The sequence below is a fragment of the Mesorhizobium sp. B2-4-1 genome (genome assembly GCF_006442185.1).
Lineage (GTDB): Bacteria > Pseudomonadota > Alphaproteobacteria > Rhizobiales > Rhizobiaceae > Mesorhizobium.
In genome coordinates this window covers 75197-89870 of the sequence record NZ_VFVN01000005.1, presented here as the reverse complement: position 1 = coordinate 89870, position 14674 = coordinate 75197, and the positions used below count along the sequence as shown (strand labels likewise).

15 protein-coding genes and 1 riboswitch are annotated in these 14674 nt (G+C 63.4%); of the genes, 11 read left to right on the top strand and 4 right to left on the bottom strand.

Annotated elements, in window-relative coordinates; translation table 11 throughout:
- The first annotated feature begins 2 nt into the window (after positions 1–2).
- The 3 genes from FJ949_RS14790 to FJ949_RS14780 all read left to right on the top strand — a co-directional run bounded on the left by FJ949_RS14790 (position 3) and on the right by FJ949_RS14780 (position 3210).
- The gene (locus FJ949_RS14790; RefSeq protein ID WP_140496647.1) at positions 3–1268 is read left to right on the top strand and encodes an ATP-binding protein; all 1266 of its coding nucleotides are present in this window, start codon (positions 3–5) and stop codon (positions 1266–1268) included.
- A 112-nt stretch (positions 1269–1380) separates the two neighbouring features.
- Complete coding sequence (gene phoU / locus FJ949_RS14785) at positions 1381–2106, top strand: phosphate signaling complex protein PhoU (RefSeq protein WP_140496645.1); 726 nt, start codon at positions 1381–1383, stop codon at positions 2104–2106.
- Positions 2107–2202: 96 nt separating this feature from the next.
- Entirely contained in the window at positions 2203–3210 is a 1008-nt protein-coding gene (locus tag FJ949_RS14780; RefSeq protein ID WP_140496643.1) for a magnesium and cobalt transport protein CorA, read from the top strand.
- A gap of 97 nt (positions 3211–3307) precedes the next feature.
- On the opposite strand, the gene FJ949_RS14775 is transcribed toward FJ949_RS14780, so the two are convergent.
- Positions 3308–3826, bottom strand: a complete 519-nt coding sequence (locus FJ949_RS14775; protein ID WP_140496642.1) for a GcrA family cell cycle regulator — start codon at positions 3824–3826, stop codon at positions 3308–3310.
- Positions 3827–4181: 355 nt separating this feature from the next.
- Between FJ949_RS14775 and FJ949_RS14770 the strand changes: the two genes are divergently transcribed.
- The 3 genes from FJ949_RS14770 (at position 4182) to FJ949_RS14760 (ending at position 7463) form a co-directional block, all read left to right on the top strand.
- Positions 4182–5381: an aspartate aminotransferase family protein gene (locus tag FJ949_RS14770; RefSeq protein ID WP_140496640.1), complete on the top strand. Its 1200-nt coding sequence runs from the start codon at positions 4182–4184 to the stop codon at positions 5379–5381.
- A gap of 15 nt (positions 5382–5396) precedes the next feature.
- Positions 5397–6308 carry an ornithine carbamoyltransferase gene (argF, locus tag FJ949_RS14765; protein ID WP_140496638.1) on the top strand — a complete coding sequence of 304 codons (912 nt, stop codon included), beginning with the start codon at positions 5397–5399 and terminating at the stop codon, positions 6306–6308.
- Positions 6309–6431: 123 nt separating this feature from the next.
- A complete protein-coding gene (locus FJ949_RS14760) occupies positions 6432–7463 on the top strand; it encodes an Hsp33 family molecular chaperone (RefSeq protein WP_140496636.1) in 1032 nt (343 codons plus the stop codon).
- A 136-nt stretch (positions 7464–7599) separates the two neighbouring features.
- Here the strand turns inward: FJ949_RS14760 and apaG are convergent, their stop codons facing one another.
- Positions 7600–7992 (bottom strand): Co2+/Mg2+ efflux protein ApaG, encoded by a 393-nt coding sequence (apaG, locus tag FJ949_RS14755; protein ID WP_140496634.1) that lies wholly within the window; start codon positions 7990–7992, stop codon positions 7600–7602.
- Between the two features lie 231 nt (positions 7993–8223).
- Here apaG and FJ949_RS14750 point away from each other — a divergent pair, with 231 nt between their 5' ends.
- The 3 genes from FJ949_RS14750 to FJ949_RS14740 all read left to right on the top strand — a co-directional run bounded on the left by FJ949_RS14750 (position 8224) and on the right by FJ949_RS14740 (position 10061).
- Entirely contained in the window at positions 8224–9375 is a 1152-nt protein-coding gene (locus FJ949_RS14750; RefSeq protein ID WP_140496632.1) for a ceramide glucosyltransferase, read from the top strand.
- 160 nt (positions 9376–9535) lie between these two features.
- Entirely contained in the window at positions 9536–9751 is a 216-nt protein-coding gene (locus tag FJ949_RS14745; RefSeq protein ID WP_140496630.1) for a BrnT family toxin, read from the top strand.
- Positions 9735–10061: a BrnA antitoxin family protein gene (locus FJ949_RS14740; protein WP_140496628.1), complete on the top strand. Its 327-nt coding sequence runs from the start codon at positions 9735–9737 to the stop codon at positions 10059–10061. Before FJ949_RS14745 ends, FJ949_RS14740 begins: the two co-directional genes overlap by 17 nt.
- Before the next feature lie 21 nt (positions 10062–10082).
- Here FJ949_RS14740 and FJ949_RS14735 read toward each other — a convergent pair whose 3' ends face one another.
- Positions 10083–11270 (bottom strand): O-succinylhomoserine sulfhydrylase, encoded by a 1188-nt coding sequence (locus FJ949_RS14735; RefSeq protein WP_140496626.1) that lies wholly within the window; start codon positions 11268–11270, stop codon positions 10083–10085.
- A 57-nt stretch (positions 11271–11327) separates the two neighbouring features.
- A riboswitch (SAM riboswitch) is annotated at positions 11328–11405 on the bottom strand.
- Between the two features lie 77 nt (positions 11406–11482).
- Here FJ949_RS14735 and FJ949_RS14730 point away from each other — a divergent pair.
- A complete protein-coding gene (locus FJ949_RS14730) occupies positions 11483–12577 on the top strand; it encodes a 2'-deoxycytidine 5'-triphosphate deaminase (RefSeq protein ID WP_140496624.1) in 1095 nt (364 codons plus the stop codon).
- A gap of 98 nt (positions 12578–12675) precedes the next feature.
- The gene (locus FJ949_RS14725; RefSeq protein WP_140496622.1) at positions 12676–13449 is read left to right on the top strand and encodes an ABC transporter substrate-binding protein; all 774 of its coding nucleotides are present in this window, start codon (positions 12676–12678) and stop codon (positions 13447–13449) included.
- Between the two features lie 48 nt (positions 13450–13497).
- On the opposite strand, the gene araD1 is transcribed toward FJ949_RS14725, so the two are convergent.
- Entirely contained in the window at positions 13498–14490 is a 993-nt protein-coding gene (gene araD1, locus FJ949_RS14720) for an AraD1 family protein (RefSeq protein ID WP_140496620.1), read from the bottom strand.
- Between the last annotated feature and the right edge of the window lie 184 nt (positions 14491–14674).

Genomic DNA, 14674 nt, shown 5'->3' with positions numbered 1-14674 from the left:
GAATGGCGGACCAGGGCGCAGATGAGAAGGGCGTGACGCAGGCGCTTGCCGCGCGGCTGTGGAACAGCCGATGGTTGCTGGTCGCCGGTCTTGTCGCGGTCATGGCGGTTTATGCCTTTGCGGGCATTTCCGCCTATGTGCTGCTGCCGGCGCTGGCTTTGCTGCTGGTGGCGGCGATGATACCGGCTGGAGCCACGCGCCAGCCCGGCGAAAGCGGCGCGGCGATCGAGGCCATCGGCCTGCAACGCCTGTCCGGCGAATATCTGGCGGCGGCCGTCGCCGACCCCTTGATCATCTTCGACCATGCCGCGGCCATCGTTCATGCCAACGCCGCCGCCTTCGCCGCCTTCGGCGGCATCGCGCCTGGCGTATCGTTGTCGCTGAAATTCCGGGCGCCGGAAATGCAGGCTTTTCTGGACGGCGTGCTGTCGGGCGAGGTCGCGTCGGATGTCATCGATTACACCGAGAGGCTGCCGGTCGAGCGGACTTACCGGGTCAGTGCCTCCTCCGTCGGTCACGGCACTGATCTCTACGTGATGGTGTTCAAGGACCAGAGCGAAGCGCGCCGCATCGACCGCATGCGCGCAGATTTCATCGCCAATGCCAGCCACGAATTGCGCACGCCGCTCGCCTCGATATCGGGTTTCATCGAAACGCTGCGCGGACCGGCCCGCAATGACCCGGCGGCGCGCGAGCAGTTCCTGCAGATCATGCAGAACCAGACCGGCCGCATGGCACGCCTGATCGATGACCTTTTGTCGCTGTCGCGGCTGGAGATGAAGCCCTATCTGCGGCCGGGGACCGAGGTCGACCTGCGCCAGACCGTCGACAGCGTCATCGATTCGCTGGCCCCGCTGGCGCGGGAAAACGGCGTCGTCATCGAGCGGGATTTCGCCGACGGCCCTCTCGACGTGCCGGGCGACCGCGACGAACTGTTCCAGGTCTTCGAGAACCTTCTGGAAAACGCCTGCAAATATGGGCAGTCGGGCGGCCGCGTGGTGGTGTCGATCGAGCGCGGCGACGCCGAGGGCGAAGCGGGCATCGACGTGACGATCAGGGATTTTGGCCCCGGCATTCCCGAGGAGCACATTCCGCGCATCACGGAGCGCTTCTATCGCGTCGACGTCGAGAGCAGTCGAACCCAGAAGGGCACAGGCCTTGGCCTGTCGATCGTCAAGCATATCCTGACGCGCCACAACGCCAGGCTCTCGATCAAGTCCGAAGTCGGCAAGGGCGCCGCCTTCTCGGTTCATTTGCCGGCGGCCTGAGCCGCCCTAGTTTCCAAGGTGCCATTTCTTTTTTCTGTCATCCGGTTAGCGTATCAGCGGGGATTCGAGGAAACGACTCAAAATCAGATCATCCGTGGGAAGGCATCCGGTCATGCAGTCCGTGCACATAGTCAGCGCCTATGACGAGGAGCTGAAAGATCTGTCGAAGCGCATCGCCGCCATGGGCGGACATGCCGAACGCATGGTCGAACAGGCGATCTCCGCCTTGGTCAATGCCGATCCCGGCCTTGCCCAGAAGGTGATCCGCGACGACGCCGTCCTCGACGAAGGCCAGCGCGAAATCGACGACAGGGCAATCATCATCATCGCCCGGCGCCAGCCGATGGCGACGGACTTGCGCGAGATCGTCGGCGCGATCCGCATCTCGGCCGATCTCGAGCGGGTCGGCGATCTCGGCAAGAATGTCGCCAAGCGTGTGGTGGCGGTTGCCGACGGGCGCCAGCCGACCAGCCTGTTCCGCGGCCTCGAAGCCCTGGCCGACCTGGCGTTGACCCAACTCAAGGAAGTGCTCGACGTCTACGCCTCGCGCTCGGTCGAAAGGATCGGCTTCGTACGTGACCGCGACGACCAGATCGACGCCATGTACACGTCGCTGTTTCGCGAATTGCTGACCTACATGATGGAAGATCCGCGCAACATCACGCCCTGCACGCATCTGCTGTTCTGCGCCAAGAACATCGAACGCATCGGTGACCATGCCACCAACATTGCCGAGACGATCTACTATATCGTCACCGGCGACCAGATGCCTGCCGACCGGCCGAAGGGCGACAAGACGGACAAGATCGGCCTTTCCGCAACGCAGCCGATCAAGTGAACGCACTTTCTCTCGAACGCTTGGTCGTATTGCGCTAGACTATCCCTGAGGCAAGCCTGCTGGTTCCCCGCAAAGGCAGTGCTTCGGGAGGCTGCGATGGAATATGTCCGGGACTTCAAGCCCGCGCCGCCGACATCGGCCGTCATCGCCTCCAGCGTCTACACAGCCGGGCGCCGCATCGCCGACATCCCGATCGAGGAAGCCGGCACATGGGCCAGGAAAGCGGGACACGTCGTGTGGATCGGGCTGCTTGAACCCGACCGCGAGCTTCTGCTGCGCGTGCAGGCGCAATTTCATCTGCATGAGCTCGCAATCGAGGATGCCGAGCATCCGCACCAGCGGCCGAAGATCGAGCAATATGGTGATGCGCTGTTCATCGTCGCCCGCACCGCGCAGCTGATCGAGGGCCGCGTCACCTTCGGCGAGACGCATCTGTTCGTGGGCAGCGGCTACATCGTCAGCGTCAGGCACGGCCCTTCGACATCCTATGCTGTGGTGCGCCAGCACTGGGAAAGCTGCCCGCATTCACTGGCCAAGGGCGAGGATTTCGTCCTCTATGCCATTCTCGATTTCATCGTCGACAACTACATGCCGGTGCTCGAGCAGATCGAGGATGAGGTCGAGGCGATCGAGGACCGGGTCCTGCTGAAGCCGATGACCGGCCCCGATATCGAACGCCTTTATATGCTGCGTCGCGATCTGTTGCGGCTGCGCAATGCCGCACTGCCGCTGGTGGAGGTCTGCCGCCGGCTGACCAGCGCCGACCTGCCGCAGATCCATTCAGCCATGCACCCGCTGTTTCGCGACGTGACCGACCATATCCGCACCGTCCAGGAAAAGATCGACAGCTTGCGCGAAGTGCTGGCCTTTGCTTTCGAGGCGAGCCTGCTGGTGGGCCAGAGCCAGGAAACGGCGATCTCCAAAAAGCTCGCCTCATGGGCGGCAATCCTGGCCGTGCCGACAGCCTTCGCGGGCATATACGGCATGAATTTCAGCGACATGCCGGAACTGAAGATGGAATACGGCTACCCGATGGTGCTGCTGGCGATCGCGCTGATCTGCAGCTTCCTCTACTGGCGGTTTCGCAAGAATGGATGGCTGTGAGAGTAGGGCAGTAGGCAGTAGGCAGTAGGCAGTAGGCTAAACGCTCGGGAGCGCAAATTCAAAACATACTGCCCTACTGCCCTACTGCCTTAGTCCCTTATCTATTCCGCCGCCGCTCCGCTGCCGGCTGGAACGCCACGCGGGCATGGTATTTACAATAGGGTCCGGTTTCGGCGGCTTCGTTGCCGCAGAAATTGAAGTCCTCCGACAGCGGATCGCCGTTCGGCCATTTGCAGGTGCGCTCGGTGAGTTCGGTGAGCTGGAGATGCCGCGAGATCGGCACCACCACATTCTCGACCGGCCGGATATAGTGGCGGGCCACCGGCTCGGCATCGAACTGCGCTTGCAGCGCCGTTGCTCCGATCGATGTCGTGACGTGGCGGGTCGCACTCGCGGGGCGCGACACCGATTTCTGCGCGCCCGACCCTTGCGCCGTCTTCTTCTGGCGTGCCGGCGCTGCCGTGGCGCGCCCGCGGCCCGACAATTTCAGCCGGTGCACCTTGCCGATGACGGCATTGCGGCTGACCCCTCCAAGCTGGGCAGCAATCTGGCTTGCGCTCAGACCCTCCGACCACAGTTTTCTCAAGAGTTCGACCCGCTCGTCAGTCCAATTCATGACCGCGCTCCTGCTAAGCGTACGGCAATCGGAATCCATTCCCGGCCCAGCACCACTGCTGGGGCAGACACCACATATATCTGGTGATTAGGTCCGCCGCACGAAATCTAGTTATTTCCCGACTACAACTACCTTATGCGCTGACTCGGTGACAAGAGTCCGAAGTGCAACACGAATCGGTTTTTTCGGTTTTCCCCAACTTGCCAGCTCACTTATGAGCCGGCGTCCCGTCGGGAGGCTTGCCGCGCGCCACTACGCGACGTTTTCGTTGACTTCATGGCTGAAAAACCCGATAAGCCGCAAAGGCCGCCGCTTTGGCGGCTTTTTTGATTTTCCGGTTCCGGAGACGCATATAATGAGCGGTTCGGCGCTTTTCGAGACCTTTGCTCGCGCACCCCTGGCTTTCGACCATGGGGAAGGCACTTGGCTGGTTACCGACAAGGGCGAGCGATATCTCGACTTTGCCGGCGGCATAGCCGTCAATTCGCTGGGCCACGGCCATCCGCATCTGGTCGCGGCGCTCACTGAACAGGCTGCCAAGCTCTGGCACGTCTCCAATCTCTACGAGATCCCGGGGCAGAGCCGGCTCGGCGAGCGGCTGGCCGACGCCACCTTCGCCGACAAGGTGTTCTTCACCAATTCGGGCGCCGAGGCGCTGGAATGCGCGATCAAGACGGCGCGGCGCTACCATTTCGTCAAGGGCCATCCCGAGCGTTTCCGCGTCATCACTTTCGAGGGCGCCTTCCATGGCCGCACGCTGGCGACCATCGCGGCCGGCGGCCAGTACAAATATCTCGAAGGCTTCGGCCCCAAGGTCGAGGGTTTCGACCAGGTCGGCTTCGACGATATCGACGCCGCCGAAAAAGCGATCACGCCGGAGACCGCGGCGATCCTGATCGAACCGGTGCAGGGCGAGGGCGGTATCCGCCCGGTGCCGACACAATCGCTGAAGCGGCTGCGGCAGCTCTGCGACCAGCACGGCCTGCTGTTGATCTACGATGAGGTCCAGTGCGGCATCGGCCGCACCGGCAAGCTGTTCGCGCATGAATGGTCGGGGGTCGCTCCAGACATCATGGCCATCGCCAAAGGCATTGGCGGTGGCTTCCCGATGGGCGCCTGCCTTGCCACCGACGAGGCGGCTGTCGGCATGACCGCGGGCGTCCACGGCACTACGTTCGGCGGCAACCCGCTGGCCATGGCGGTCGGCAATGCCGTGCTCGACGTGGTGCTGGAGGAGGGCTTCCTGGCGGATGTGCAGCGCAAGGCGCTGTTGTTGAAGCAAGGGCTGGCAGGGGTGGCCGACGAATTCCCCGAGGTCATTGAGGATATCAGGGGCACGGGGCTGATGCTGGGCCTCAAATGCGCCATGCCCAACGGCAAGGTGAACATGGCGCTGCGCGACCAGCATCTGCTCGCGGTTCCGGCCGGCGACAACGTCATTCGCCTGCTGCCGCCGCTCACCGTCACGGACAGCGAGATCCATGAAGCGCTGGAGCGCATTCGCGCCGGCGCCAAGGCCCTGACCGAGGCAATCGCCGCTGAAGCCGCGAAGTAAATTCGAAAGCTCCTGATGTCACTTCGTCATTTCACCGACCTCTCCGCCGTTTCCGAAGGCGACCTGCGCTCCATGCTGACCGACGCAGTGGAGCGCAAGGCGCGCCTCAAGGCGGGCGAGCGCTCGAAACCGCTCGAAGGCAAGGTGCTGGCGATGATCTTCGACAAGCCGTCGACGCGCACGCGCGTCTCCTTCGATGTCGGCATGCGTCAGCTTGGCGGCGAGACCATCATGCTGACCGGCACCGAGATGCAGCTCGGCCGCTCCGAGACCATCGCCGACACCGCCAAGGTTCTGTCGCGCTATGTCGATGCCATCATGATCCGCACCACCTCGCATGAGCGGCTGCTGGAGCTGACCGAGAATGCGACCATCCCGGTGATCAACGGGCTCACCGACGATACCCATCCTTGCCAGCTGATGGCCGACATCATGACCTTCGAGGAGCATCGCGGTCCGGTCGCCGGCAAGACCATCGCCTGGACCGGCGACGGCAACAACGTGCTGCATTCGCTGCTGGAAGCCTCGGCGCGGTTCCGCTTCAACCTCAACGTCGCGGTGCCCGAAGGCAGCGAGCCGGCGCAGAAGCATGTCGACTGGTCAAAGGCGCATGGCGGCAAGCTCTCCTTTACCCGCTCGCCAGAGGAAGCCGTCGACCAGGCCGACTGCATCGTCACCGACTGCTGGGTGTCGATGGGCCAGGAGCACCGTGCCCGCGGCCACAATGTGTTTTCGCCCTACCAGGTCAACGCCAAGCTGATGGCCAAGGCAAAGCCCGACGCGCTGTTCATGCATTGTCTGCCGGCGCATCGCGGCGAGGAAGTGACCGACGAGGTCATCGACGGTCCACATTCGGTGGTGTTCGACGAGGCCGAGAACCGGCTCCACGCCCAAAAGGCCGTGCTTGCCTGGTGTCTTGGGGCCTGAAGTGGACTTGAAGTGTCTTGGCGCTTGACGTGCCGGGGAACTTGATCTCCGGAGGCGCGATGCCTATCTGCGCGGCATCACGCAAATCAAGCGCGTTTAGACGCATGCTCCCCAAAGGGCGGCATGGCCGCGCCCTGGAGCTTTGTCATGCTGGAAACCCATCAAGTGGCTGAACATCACCCCAAACTCGGCGAATTCGGTTACGCCGGCGATGATCACGTCGTGCCCTTCGAGGTCGGCCCGCTCGATGTGCGCGGCCGCACCGTTCAGCTCGGGCCGATGCTCGATGCGATCCTTGGCCGCCATGATTATCCCGAGCCGGTCGCCCGGTTGCTGGCGGAAGCCTGTGTGCTGACGGTGCTGCTCGGCACCTCGCTCAAGTTCGAGGGCAAGTTCATCCTGCAGACCCGCACCGACGGGCCTGTCGACATGCTGGTCGCGGATTTTTCCACCCCCTCGGCGCTGCGTGCCTATGCGCGCTTCGATGTCGACCGGCTGGAGGCGCTGATTGCGGCCGGCGAGACCTCGCAGCAGACGCTGCTCGGCAACGGTGTGCTGGCGCTGACCATCGACCAAGGTGCCCACACGCAACGCTACCAGGGCATCGTCCAGCTCGACGGCGAGACCCTGGAAGAGGCCGCGCGCACCTATTTCCGCCAGTCGGAGCAGATCCCGACCGATCTCCGGCTTTCGGTCGCCAAGCTTTTGACGCCCGGCCCCGGCGGCGCGCGCGAGCAGTGGCGGGCGGGCGGCATCCTGGCGCAGTTCCTGCCGCAGGCCTCCGAGCGCATGCGCGTTCCTGACCTGCCCGGCGGGGATGGCGATCCGCGCGAGGAGATCCACGATCCCACAGACAATTCCTGGCAGGAATTACTGGCGCTGCTCGGCACCATCGAGCCGACCGAACTGATCGATCCGACCATCGGCGCAGAGCGGCTGCTCTATCGTCTGTTCCACGAGCATGGCGTCCGCGTCTTCGGCGGCGTTCCCGTCGCCGATCAGTGCTCATGCTCCCGCGACAAGATCCGCGGCATCCTCGAGGGCTTCTCCGCGCAGGAGATCAAGGACAGCACCGAGGACGGCGGCATCCACGTCGCTTGCGAGTTCTGTTCGACGCAATATGACTTCGACCCGGCGGAATTTACGACGCAGTAGGGTTCTTGTTTCTCCCCGTTCTACGGGGAGAAGGGGCCCAAGAGCGGATGAGGGGCGGCGCTGCCCCTCATTCCTGCCGGACATTTCTCGCCGTATAGTGACGGGGAGAACGACGCTGTCGCCGATTTCGCCTCGTCTAATTCACCGTCCGCCTTGTCCCCGGCAGGTCGAGTGAGAAGGCGGGGATGGCGATGTCGAATGTCTCGCCCCGCTCGTTGCGCATGGTGTAGTGGCCGACCATGATCCCCGACGGGGTCGAGAGCGGACAGCCCGACGTGTATTGATAGCTGTCGCCGGGATTGAGTTCGGGCTGATCGCCGACCACGCCGGCACCTCGCACTTCCTCGACCCGGCCGGCGCCGTCGGTTATGTGCCAATAGCGCGACAACAGCTGCACGAATTCGTCGGACTGGTTGTCGATCGTTATCTGGTAGCCCCAGACATAGCGGTTTTCCGAAGGATCCGAGCGGTCCTCGAGATAGAACGGCCTGACCTGCACTTCGATGTTGCGCGTGACGGCGCGGTACATGAGCGGCTCCAAAACAAATCCGGTGTGGAACATTCGGCGCTCTTTGCGGTTCGATCAACCGTGCGCGTCCGAGTTGCTGTCCCTGAAGGGCAGGTGCCGACAAACAATGTCATTTGAGTGACACATGACAATGATGGTGTGCACCAGCAATGCCGGGCGACTCGGGCGCTCTGTCGAACTGTCGAAAACGGCCGCCAAGCGGGCCGGGTTTTCTGGAGTGACCGGATATCGATGGAACTCGCTCTCATAACCGGCTCGCTTTCGATCGCTCTTATCGCCTCAAATCTCGCCAGCATCCTGCTCGCCTGCTCGCGCCTGAAACGGCGCGCCGCCATCGCGCCGCCGGCCGGCAAGCCGCTGCCTGTCTCGATCGTCATCCCGGCGCGCGGCGTCGAGCCGTTTACCCATGAGACGCTTGAGCGCGCTTTCTCGCTCGACTGGCCGCGCTACGAACTGATCTTCTGTGTCGCCCATGCCGACGACCCCGCGGTCAAGCCGATCCGCGCCGCGATTGCCCGCTTTCCAGCCGTGCCGGCCCGCCTGCTCACCGGCGACGACCGCGTCAGCGCCAACCCGAAACTGAACAACTGCGTCAAGGGCTGGGAGGCAGCGCGCCACGACTGGGTCATTCTCGCCGATTCCAACGTGCTGATGCCGAAAGACTACGTCCAGCACCTGATGGCGGCATGGCGGCGGGACACCGGCCTGGTTTGCTCGACGCCGATCGGTTCGCGGCCCGACGGCTTCTGGGCAGAAGTCGAATGCGCTTTCCTCAACACGCTGCAGGCGCGCTGGCAATATGCCGGCGAGGCGCTTGGCCTCGGCTTTGCCCAGGGCAAGAGCATGTTGTGGAACAAGCAGATGCTCGACGCCAATGGCGGCATCCGTGTGCTCGCCGCCGAGATCGCGGAGGATGCCGCGTCGACCAAACTGGTCAACAGGCTCGGCCTGCGCGTCAATCTCGTCGCTTCGCCCTTCGAGCAGCCGCTCGGGCAGCGCATGCCGGGCGAGATCTGGTCGCGCCAGGCCCGCTGGGCGCGCCTGCGCCGCGTCACCTTTCCGCTCTTCTTCGCGCCCGAGATCCTGACCGGCGTGGCGGCTCCGCTCGTGCTGGCGCTGATCGCCGCCGCCAGCGCCGGCGTCAGCCTGCCCATGACAGCGCTTTGCGTGCTGGCGCTCGCCTACCTGCCGGAATGCATGCTCGCCTCGGCAAAGGGCTGGTATCTGTCGCCGCGCATCGTCACCGCGATGATCGCACGCGACCTGATGTTGCCGGCGATCTGGATGCGCGGTTGGCTGGGCGGGGCCGTCGACTGGCGCGGCAACGCCATGACCATCGGCACCAAGGCGGCCGAGCTCGAAGAGACGCCCTCCCGCGCTTGATGTCGGCGGTTCAGCTTGATGTCGAGGAAGGTTATCGTATATACAAAAATTGTTGAATAAGGCTCTATTTTTGTGTATACAATAACCTATGGAGCGCCCCGACGGCGATGCTGTTCGAGTGGGATGAAACAAGGCAAAAACAAACAGGGCCAAGCATGGCGTGGATTTCGCGATCGCTCCGTCCTTCGATTTCGCCAATGCCGTTATCCGGCTCGATGACAGCGAGGATTTTGGCGAGGATCGTCTTGTTGCCATCGGTCTGATCGAGGCTGGCGTTTATGTGATGGTCTATGTCGAGCGAAGCCATGCGATCCGGGTAATTTCGCTACGCAAGGCAACGAGACAGGAGATTACGGACTATGTCGAAAACCTCTAAGACGATCGTTCGCCGCGAGGCTACTCCCCCAAAGCAGTCGCGCGCTGATGCTTTGGGGCTCGCCAGAAAGGCGCTTGGCGCGAGGACCGACGAGGAAGATGCTGCGATCACTGCCGCCGCCGAGGCCGATCCGGATGCGCAGCCGACCGATGCCGCTTCGCGCCGCAAAGTTGGCCGACCGCCGCTTGCGCGACCCAAACGTGCGGTACAGTTGCGCCTCGACGCCGATGTTGTCGACCGTTTCAGGGCCGGTGGTGATGGCTGGCAGACGCGCATGAACGAAGCGTTGCGCAAAGCGGCAGGCCTGTAATCCTCGGTCTGCCACCAGTCCTCATCGGGCCTTCAACGCCTGCGCGATGTCGTCCAGCAAATCGTCGGTATCTTCCAACCCGACCGACAGCCTGAGCGTGCCGGGTCCGATGCCGAGCTCGGCGCGCGCTTCGTCGCTGAGGTTCTTGTGCGTCGTCGTCGCCGGATGGGTGATCAGGCTTTTGGCGTCACCGAGATTGTTCGAGATCAGGACGATGTCGAGCGCGTTCTGCAAGGCGAAGGCACCCTGCTTGCCGCCCTTGACGTCAAAGCAGATCAGGGTGGAGCCGCCCGACATCTGCTTCTTCACGATATCGGCCTGCGGATGGTCGGCGCGGCCGGGATAGATGACGCGGGCGATCTCCGGCTGCTCGGCCAGGAAATTGGCGACCTTGCCGGCGCTCTCCGTCTGCTGGCGCACGCGCAGCGGCAGCGTTTCCAGGCCCTTCAGCAGCGTCCAGGCATTGAACGGCGACAGGCTGGGGCCGGTATGGCGGAAATAATCGTGCAGGTTCTCGTCGATCCACTTCTTGTCCGACAGAATGACGCCGCCGAGACATCGGCCCTGGCCATCGATGTGCTTGGTCGCCGAATAGACCACGATATGCGCGCCGAGCTGCAACGGCTTCTGCTGCAGCGGCGTGGCGAAGACATTGTCCACAACCAGCCGCGCGCCGATCGAATTAGCAAGCGAAGCGACGGCGGCGATGTCCACCACCTCAAGCGTCGGGTTGGTCGGGCTTTCCAGGAAAAACAGCTTGGTGTTGGGCCGAACCGCCTTTTCCCAATTGGCGATGTCGGTGCCGTCGACCAGCGTCGCCTCGATGCCGTAACGCGGCGCCAGCGTCTCGACCACCCAGCGGCAGGAGCCGAACAGGGCGCGCGCCGCAACGATATGATCGCCGGCCTTGACGCTGCACAGGAGTGCTGCCGTCACCGCCGCCATGCCGGACGCGGTGGCGCGCGCGTCCTCGGCGCCTTCGAGCGCGCACATGCGCTTCTCGAACATGTCGACGGTCGGATTGGCGTAGCGCGAATAGATGAAGCCCGGTTCCTCGCCCTTGAAGCGGGCTTCGGCGGCTTGGGCCGTTTCATAGACATAGCCCTGGGTCAGGTACATCGCCTCGGAAGTTTCACCGAAGCCGGAACGCAGAGTCCCGCCATGCACGAGTGCGGTCTGAGGCTTCCAGTTGCGCGTCTTGCTCGTCATCGTCCTATCCAAACACAAAAAAACCGGCCGCGAAAAAGTCGCAACCGGTCCATGCGGCCTTGCGGCCCGACGGTCCTTTAGCGACTTGTTTAACGTGGCTGCAAGCCGACCGGCCAAATCACCACGGGATAACGACCCTTTAGACCCGCGCCACGCTTGCGTCAATTGCCGGCTTCATTAAGAGACTTGTACCAGCAGAGCGGAGCCAGACTTTGCGGCAGACAGGAATTCTTCCCGATCAGGACATTGCGGCGCTGTTCCAGTCCGGCGCGCTGAAGTCGTCGCGTGCGCTCGACGCCGACCAGATCCAGCCGGCCAGCCTCGATCTGAGGCTCGGCGACAAGGCGTGGCGGGTGCGCGCGTCCTTCCTGCCGGGTCCCAACCACAAGGTCAGTGAAAAACTCGACCGGCTGAAGCTGCACGAGATCAGCCTGGCCGACGGCGCCGTTCTGGAAACCGGCTGCGTCTACATCGTGCCCCTGCTCGAAAGCCTGGCGCTGCCGGCGGAAATTTCGGCGTCCGCCAATCCCAAGAGCTCGACCGGGCGGCTCGATATCTTCACCCGCGTGATGACCGATCGCGGCCACGAGTTCGACAAGATCGCCGCCGGCTATCATGGTCCGCTCTATCTCGAAGTCAGCCCACGCACCTTCCCGATCGTCGTGCGCGCCGGCTCGCGCCTTTCGCAGATACGCTTCCGCACCGGCAATGCGCTGCTCTCGGAAGCAGAGTTGCATCAATTGCACCGGGCCGAAATGCTGGTCGCCACCGAACCGCCGAACATCTCCGGCGGCGGCATCGCATTGTCGATCGATCTCAACGGCGACAGTGACGGGCTGGTCGGCTATCGCGGCAAACACCATACCGGCCTCGTCGATGTCGACAAACGCGCGGCGCAGGAGATCGTCGACTTCTGGGAGCCGATCCACAAGAGCGGCGCCGGCGAGCTGGTGCTCGATCCGGACGAGTTCTACATCCTCGTCAGCCAGGAAGCGGTGCATGTGCCGCCGCTCTACGCGGCCGAAATGACGCCCTTCGATCCGCTGGTGGGCGAGTTCCGTGTCCACTATGCCGGCTTCTTCGATCCGGGTTTCGGCCATTCGGCGGCCGGCGGCACCGGCAGCCGCGCCGTGCTCGAAGTGCGCAGCCATGAGGTGCCGTTCATCCTCGATCATGGCCAGATCGTCGGCCGGCTGGTCTACGAGCATATGCTGAAGCGGCCGCAGGCGCTTTACGGCACCGAGCTCGGCTCGAACTACCAGGCGCAGGGCCTGAAGCTGTCCAAGCACTTTCGCGCCGCGCCCTGAACGCTCATCACCGTCAGGCAAGATACTTGCCTGCGCCGGCTCGCCATGCTTGGCTGCCTCGCCGGCCGCCGACGTGGCGGCGCTCAAGGGGAATGAAAATGCAGATTTCGAAATGGATAATATCGGCGGCGGCCGCCGCCATGCTGACGCTTGGTGCCGGCGCCCTGTCGGCGCATGCGGCGGAGAAAATCAAGATCGGCACCGAGGGAGCCTATCCGCCGTTCAACACCATCACGCCCGACGGCAAGGTCGAGGGCTTCGACATCGACATCGCCAACGCCTTGTGCGCGCAGATGAAGGTCGAATGCGAGATCGTCACCCAGGACTGGGACGGCATTATCCCGGCGCTGCAGGCCAAGAAGTTCGACGCCATCATCGCTTCGATGAGCATCACCGAGGAGCGCAAGAAGCAGGTCGCGTTCACCCACAAATATTATACGACGCCGCTGTCGCTCGTCGCCCTGAAGGACAGCGACATCGCCTCGACCGAACCGGCGGCACTCACCGGCAAGACGGTCGGCGCCCAGGCGGCGACCACGCAGGCCAATTACGCCCAGGACGTCTATGGCAAGGCCGGCGCCGAAGCGAAGCTCTATCCGACCCAGGAAGAGGCAATCACCGATCTCCAGAACGGCCGCCTCGACGCCGTCCTTTCCGACAAGTTCGTGCTGATGGACTGGATGAAGAAGGCGAGCGACGGTTGCTGCAAGATGGTCGGTGACGTCAAGGGCACCGAGACCGAAGCCGGCATTGCCGTGCGTCTCGAGGATACGGCGCTGCGCGACAAGCTCAACGCAGCCATTGACGCCATCGTCGCCGACGGCACCTACAAGAAGATCCAGGACAAGTATTTCGACTTCGATATTTATTGAGATGGAAGCTGCCGATCTCCTCCCACCAGGGAGGAGATCACGCTCATCTCACAGCGCCTTCACCGCCACCTTCACCGGCTGTTCGATTTCGAGCGGATTGCGCAGCGGCAGGCCGAAATCGCCGGCCTCGATCTCGAACACGTCGCCGGCCTCGGTCTTGATGCCGTCGGCGAAGGACAGGGTCGCGGTGCCGAACATGTGCACATGCACGTCGCCCGGCTGGCGGAAAGCCGAATATTTGAAATGGTGGTGTTCGAGATTGGCGATGGTGTGCGACATGTTCGCTTCGCCCGACAGGAACGGCTTTTCCCACATCAACTTGCTGTCGCGCCAGATGCGTGAGGAGCCCCTGATGTCGGCGGGCAGGTCGCCGACCAGGATCTCCGGTCCGAAGGAAGCGTTGCGCAGCTTGGAATGGGCGAGAAAGAGGTAGTTCACGCGTTCGGTCACATGATCGGAAAATTCGTTGGACAGCGTGAAGCCGACCCGGAACGGCGCGCCGTCGTCGCCGATGACATAGATGCCGGCAACCTCGGGCTCCTCGCCGGCATCCTTGGCGAAGGCCGGCGACAGGAGCGCGGCACCCGGCGCCACGGCCATCGTGCCATTGCCCTTGTAGAACCATTCCGGCTGCACCCCGATCTGGCCTTTCGCGGGTTTGCCGCCTTCCAGCCCCATGCGGAACATCTTCATGGAATCGGTGAGCTGCTCCTCGCCGTCGGTGCTGAGCTTCTTGTGCATGGAATCGCGCGTCGCCGCCGAGCCGAGATGCGTTAGCCCCGTGCCGGTCAGATGCAGATGCGCCGGATCGGGATGATTGATCGGCGACAGCAGCCGCCCCTTCTTGTAGGCGGCGTCGAGATCGACGGTCTCGCCGAGCCCCTTGCGTTCGATCAACGCGGCAAGGCCGACGCCGGTACGAGCGGCTTCCATCGCCAGCGAATAGACGCTGCGTGCGCCGTTGATGATCCGGGTCTTGCCGCCTGTGCGGGCAACGACACGGATGGTCTCGGCGTCGTCGAGAATCTGCGAGATCAGCATGATCAGTCCTCTCTCATATGTCTTGGCATGGCTGCCTTCTGGCAAACCCTGACCTGCGCGGCTCGGACTGGCCGTGCCACGGGTTGAACTCTTCGTCCGGATTGCGCTCGCGAGCCCGGTCCCTGAAGGACTTCTTCAAGCCGGCGAATTGCCGGCAGCGCCGCGACCGTATGCCTCCTGCTTG

Bases quoted from the DNA above. Each gene is read 5' to 3' on its own strand.
- FJ949_RS14790 (WP_140496647.1), top strand. From the start codon at position 3: ATGGCGGACCAGGGCGCAGATGAGAAGGGCGTGACGCAGGCGCTTGCC.
- phoU (WP_140496645.1), top strand. From the start codon at position 1,381: ATGCAGTCCGTGCACATAGTCAGCGCCTATGACGAGGAGCTGAAAGAT.
- FJ949_RS14780 (WP_140496643.1), top strand. From the start codon at position 2,203: ATGGAATATGTCCGGGACTTCAAGCCCGCGCCGCCGACATCGGCCGTC.
- FJ949_RS14775 (WP_140496642.1), bottom strand. From the start codon at position 3,826: ATGAATTGGACTGACGAGCGGGTCGAACTCTTGAGAAAACTGTGGTCG.
- FJ949_RS14770 (WP_140496640.1), top strand. From the start codon at position 4,182: ATGAGCGGTTCGGCGCTTTTCGAGACCTTTGCTCGCGCACCCCTGGCT.
- argF (WP_140496638.1), top strand. From the start codon at position 5,397: ATGTCACTTCGTCATTTCACCGACCTCTCCGCCGTTTCCGAAGGCGAC.
- FJ949_RS14760 (WP_140496636.1), top strand. From the start codon at position 6,432: ATGGCCGCGCCCTGGAGCTTTGTCATGCTGGAAACCCATCAAGTGGCT.
- apaG (WP_140496634.1), bottom strand. From the start codon at position 7,992: ATGTACCGCGCCGTCACGCGCAACATCGAAGTGCAGGTCAGGCCGTTC.
- FJ949_RS14750 (WP_140496632.1), top strand. From the start codon at position 8,224: ATGGAACTCGCTCTCATAACCGGCTCGCTTTCGATCGCTCTTATCGCC.
- FJ949_RS14740 (WP_140496628.1), top strand. From the start codon at position 9,735: ATGTCGAAAACCTCTAAGACGATCGTTCGCCGCGAGGCTACTCCCCCA.
- FJ949_RS14735 (WP_140496626.1), bottom strand. From the start codon at position 11,270: ATGACGAGCAAGACGCGCAACTGGAAGCCTCAGACCGCACTCGTGCAT.
- FJ949_RS14725 (WP_140496622.1), top strand. From the start codon at position 12,676: ATGCAGATTTCGAAATGGATAATATCGGCGGCGGCCGCCGCCATGCTG.
- araD1 (WP_140496620.1), bottom strand. From the start codon at position 14,490: ATGCTGATCTCGCAGATTCTCGACGACGCCGAGACCATCCGTGTCGTT.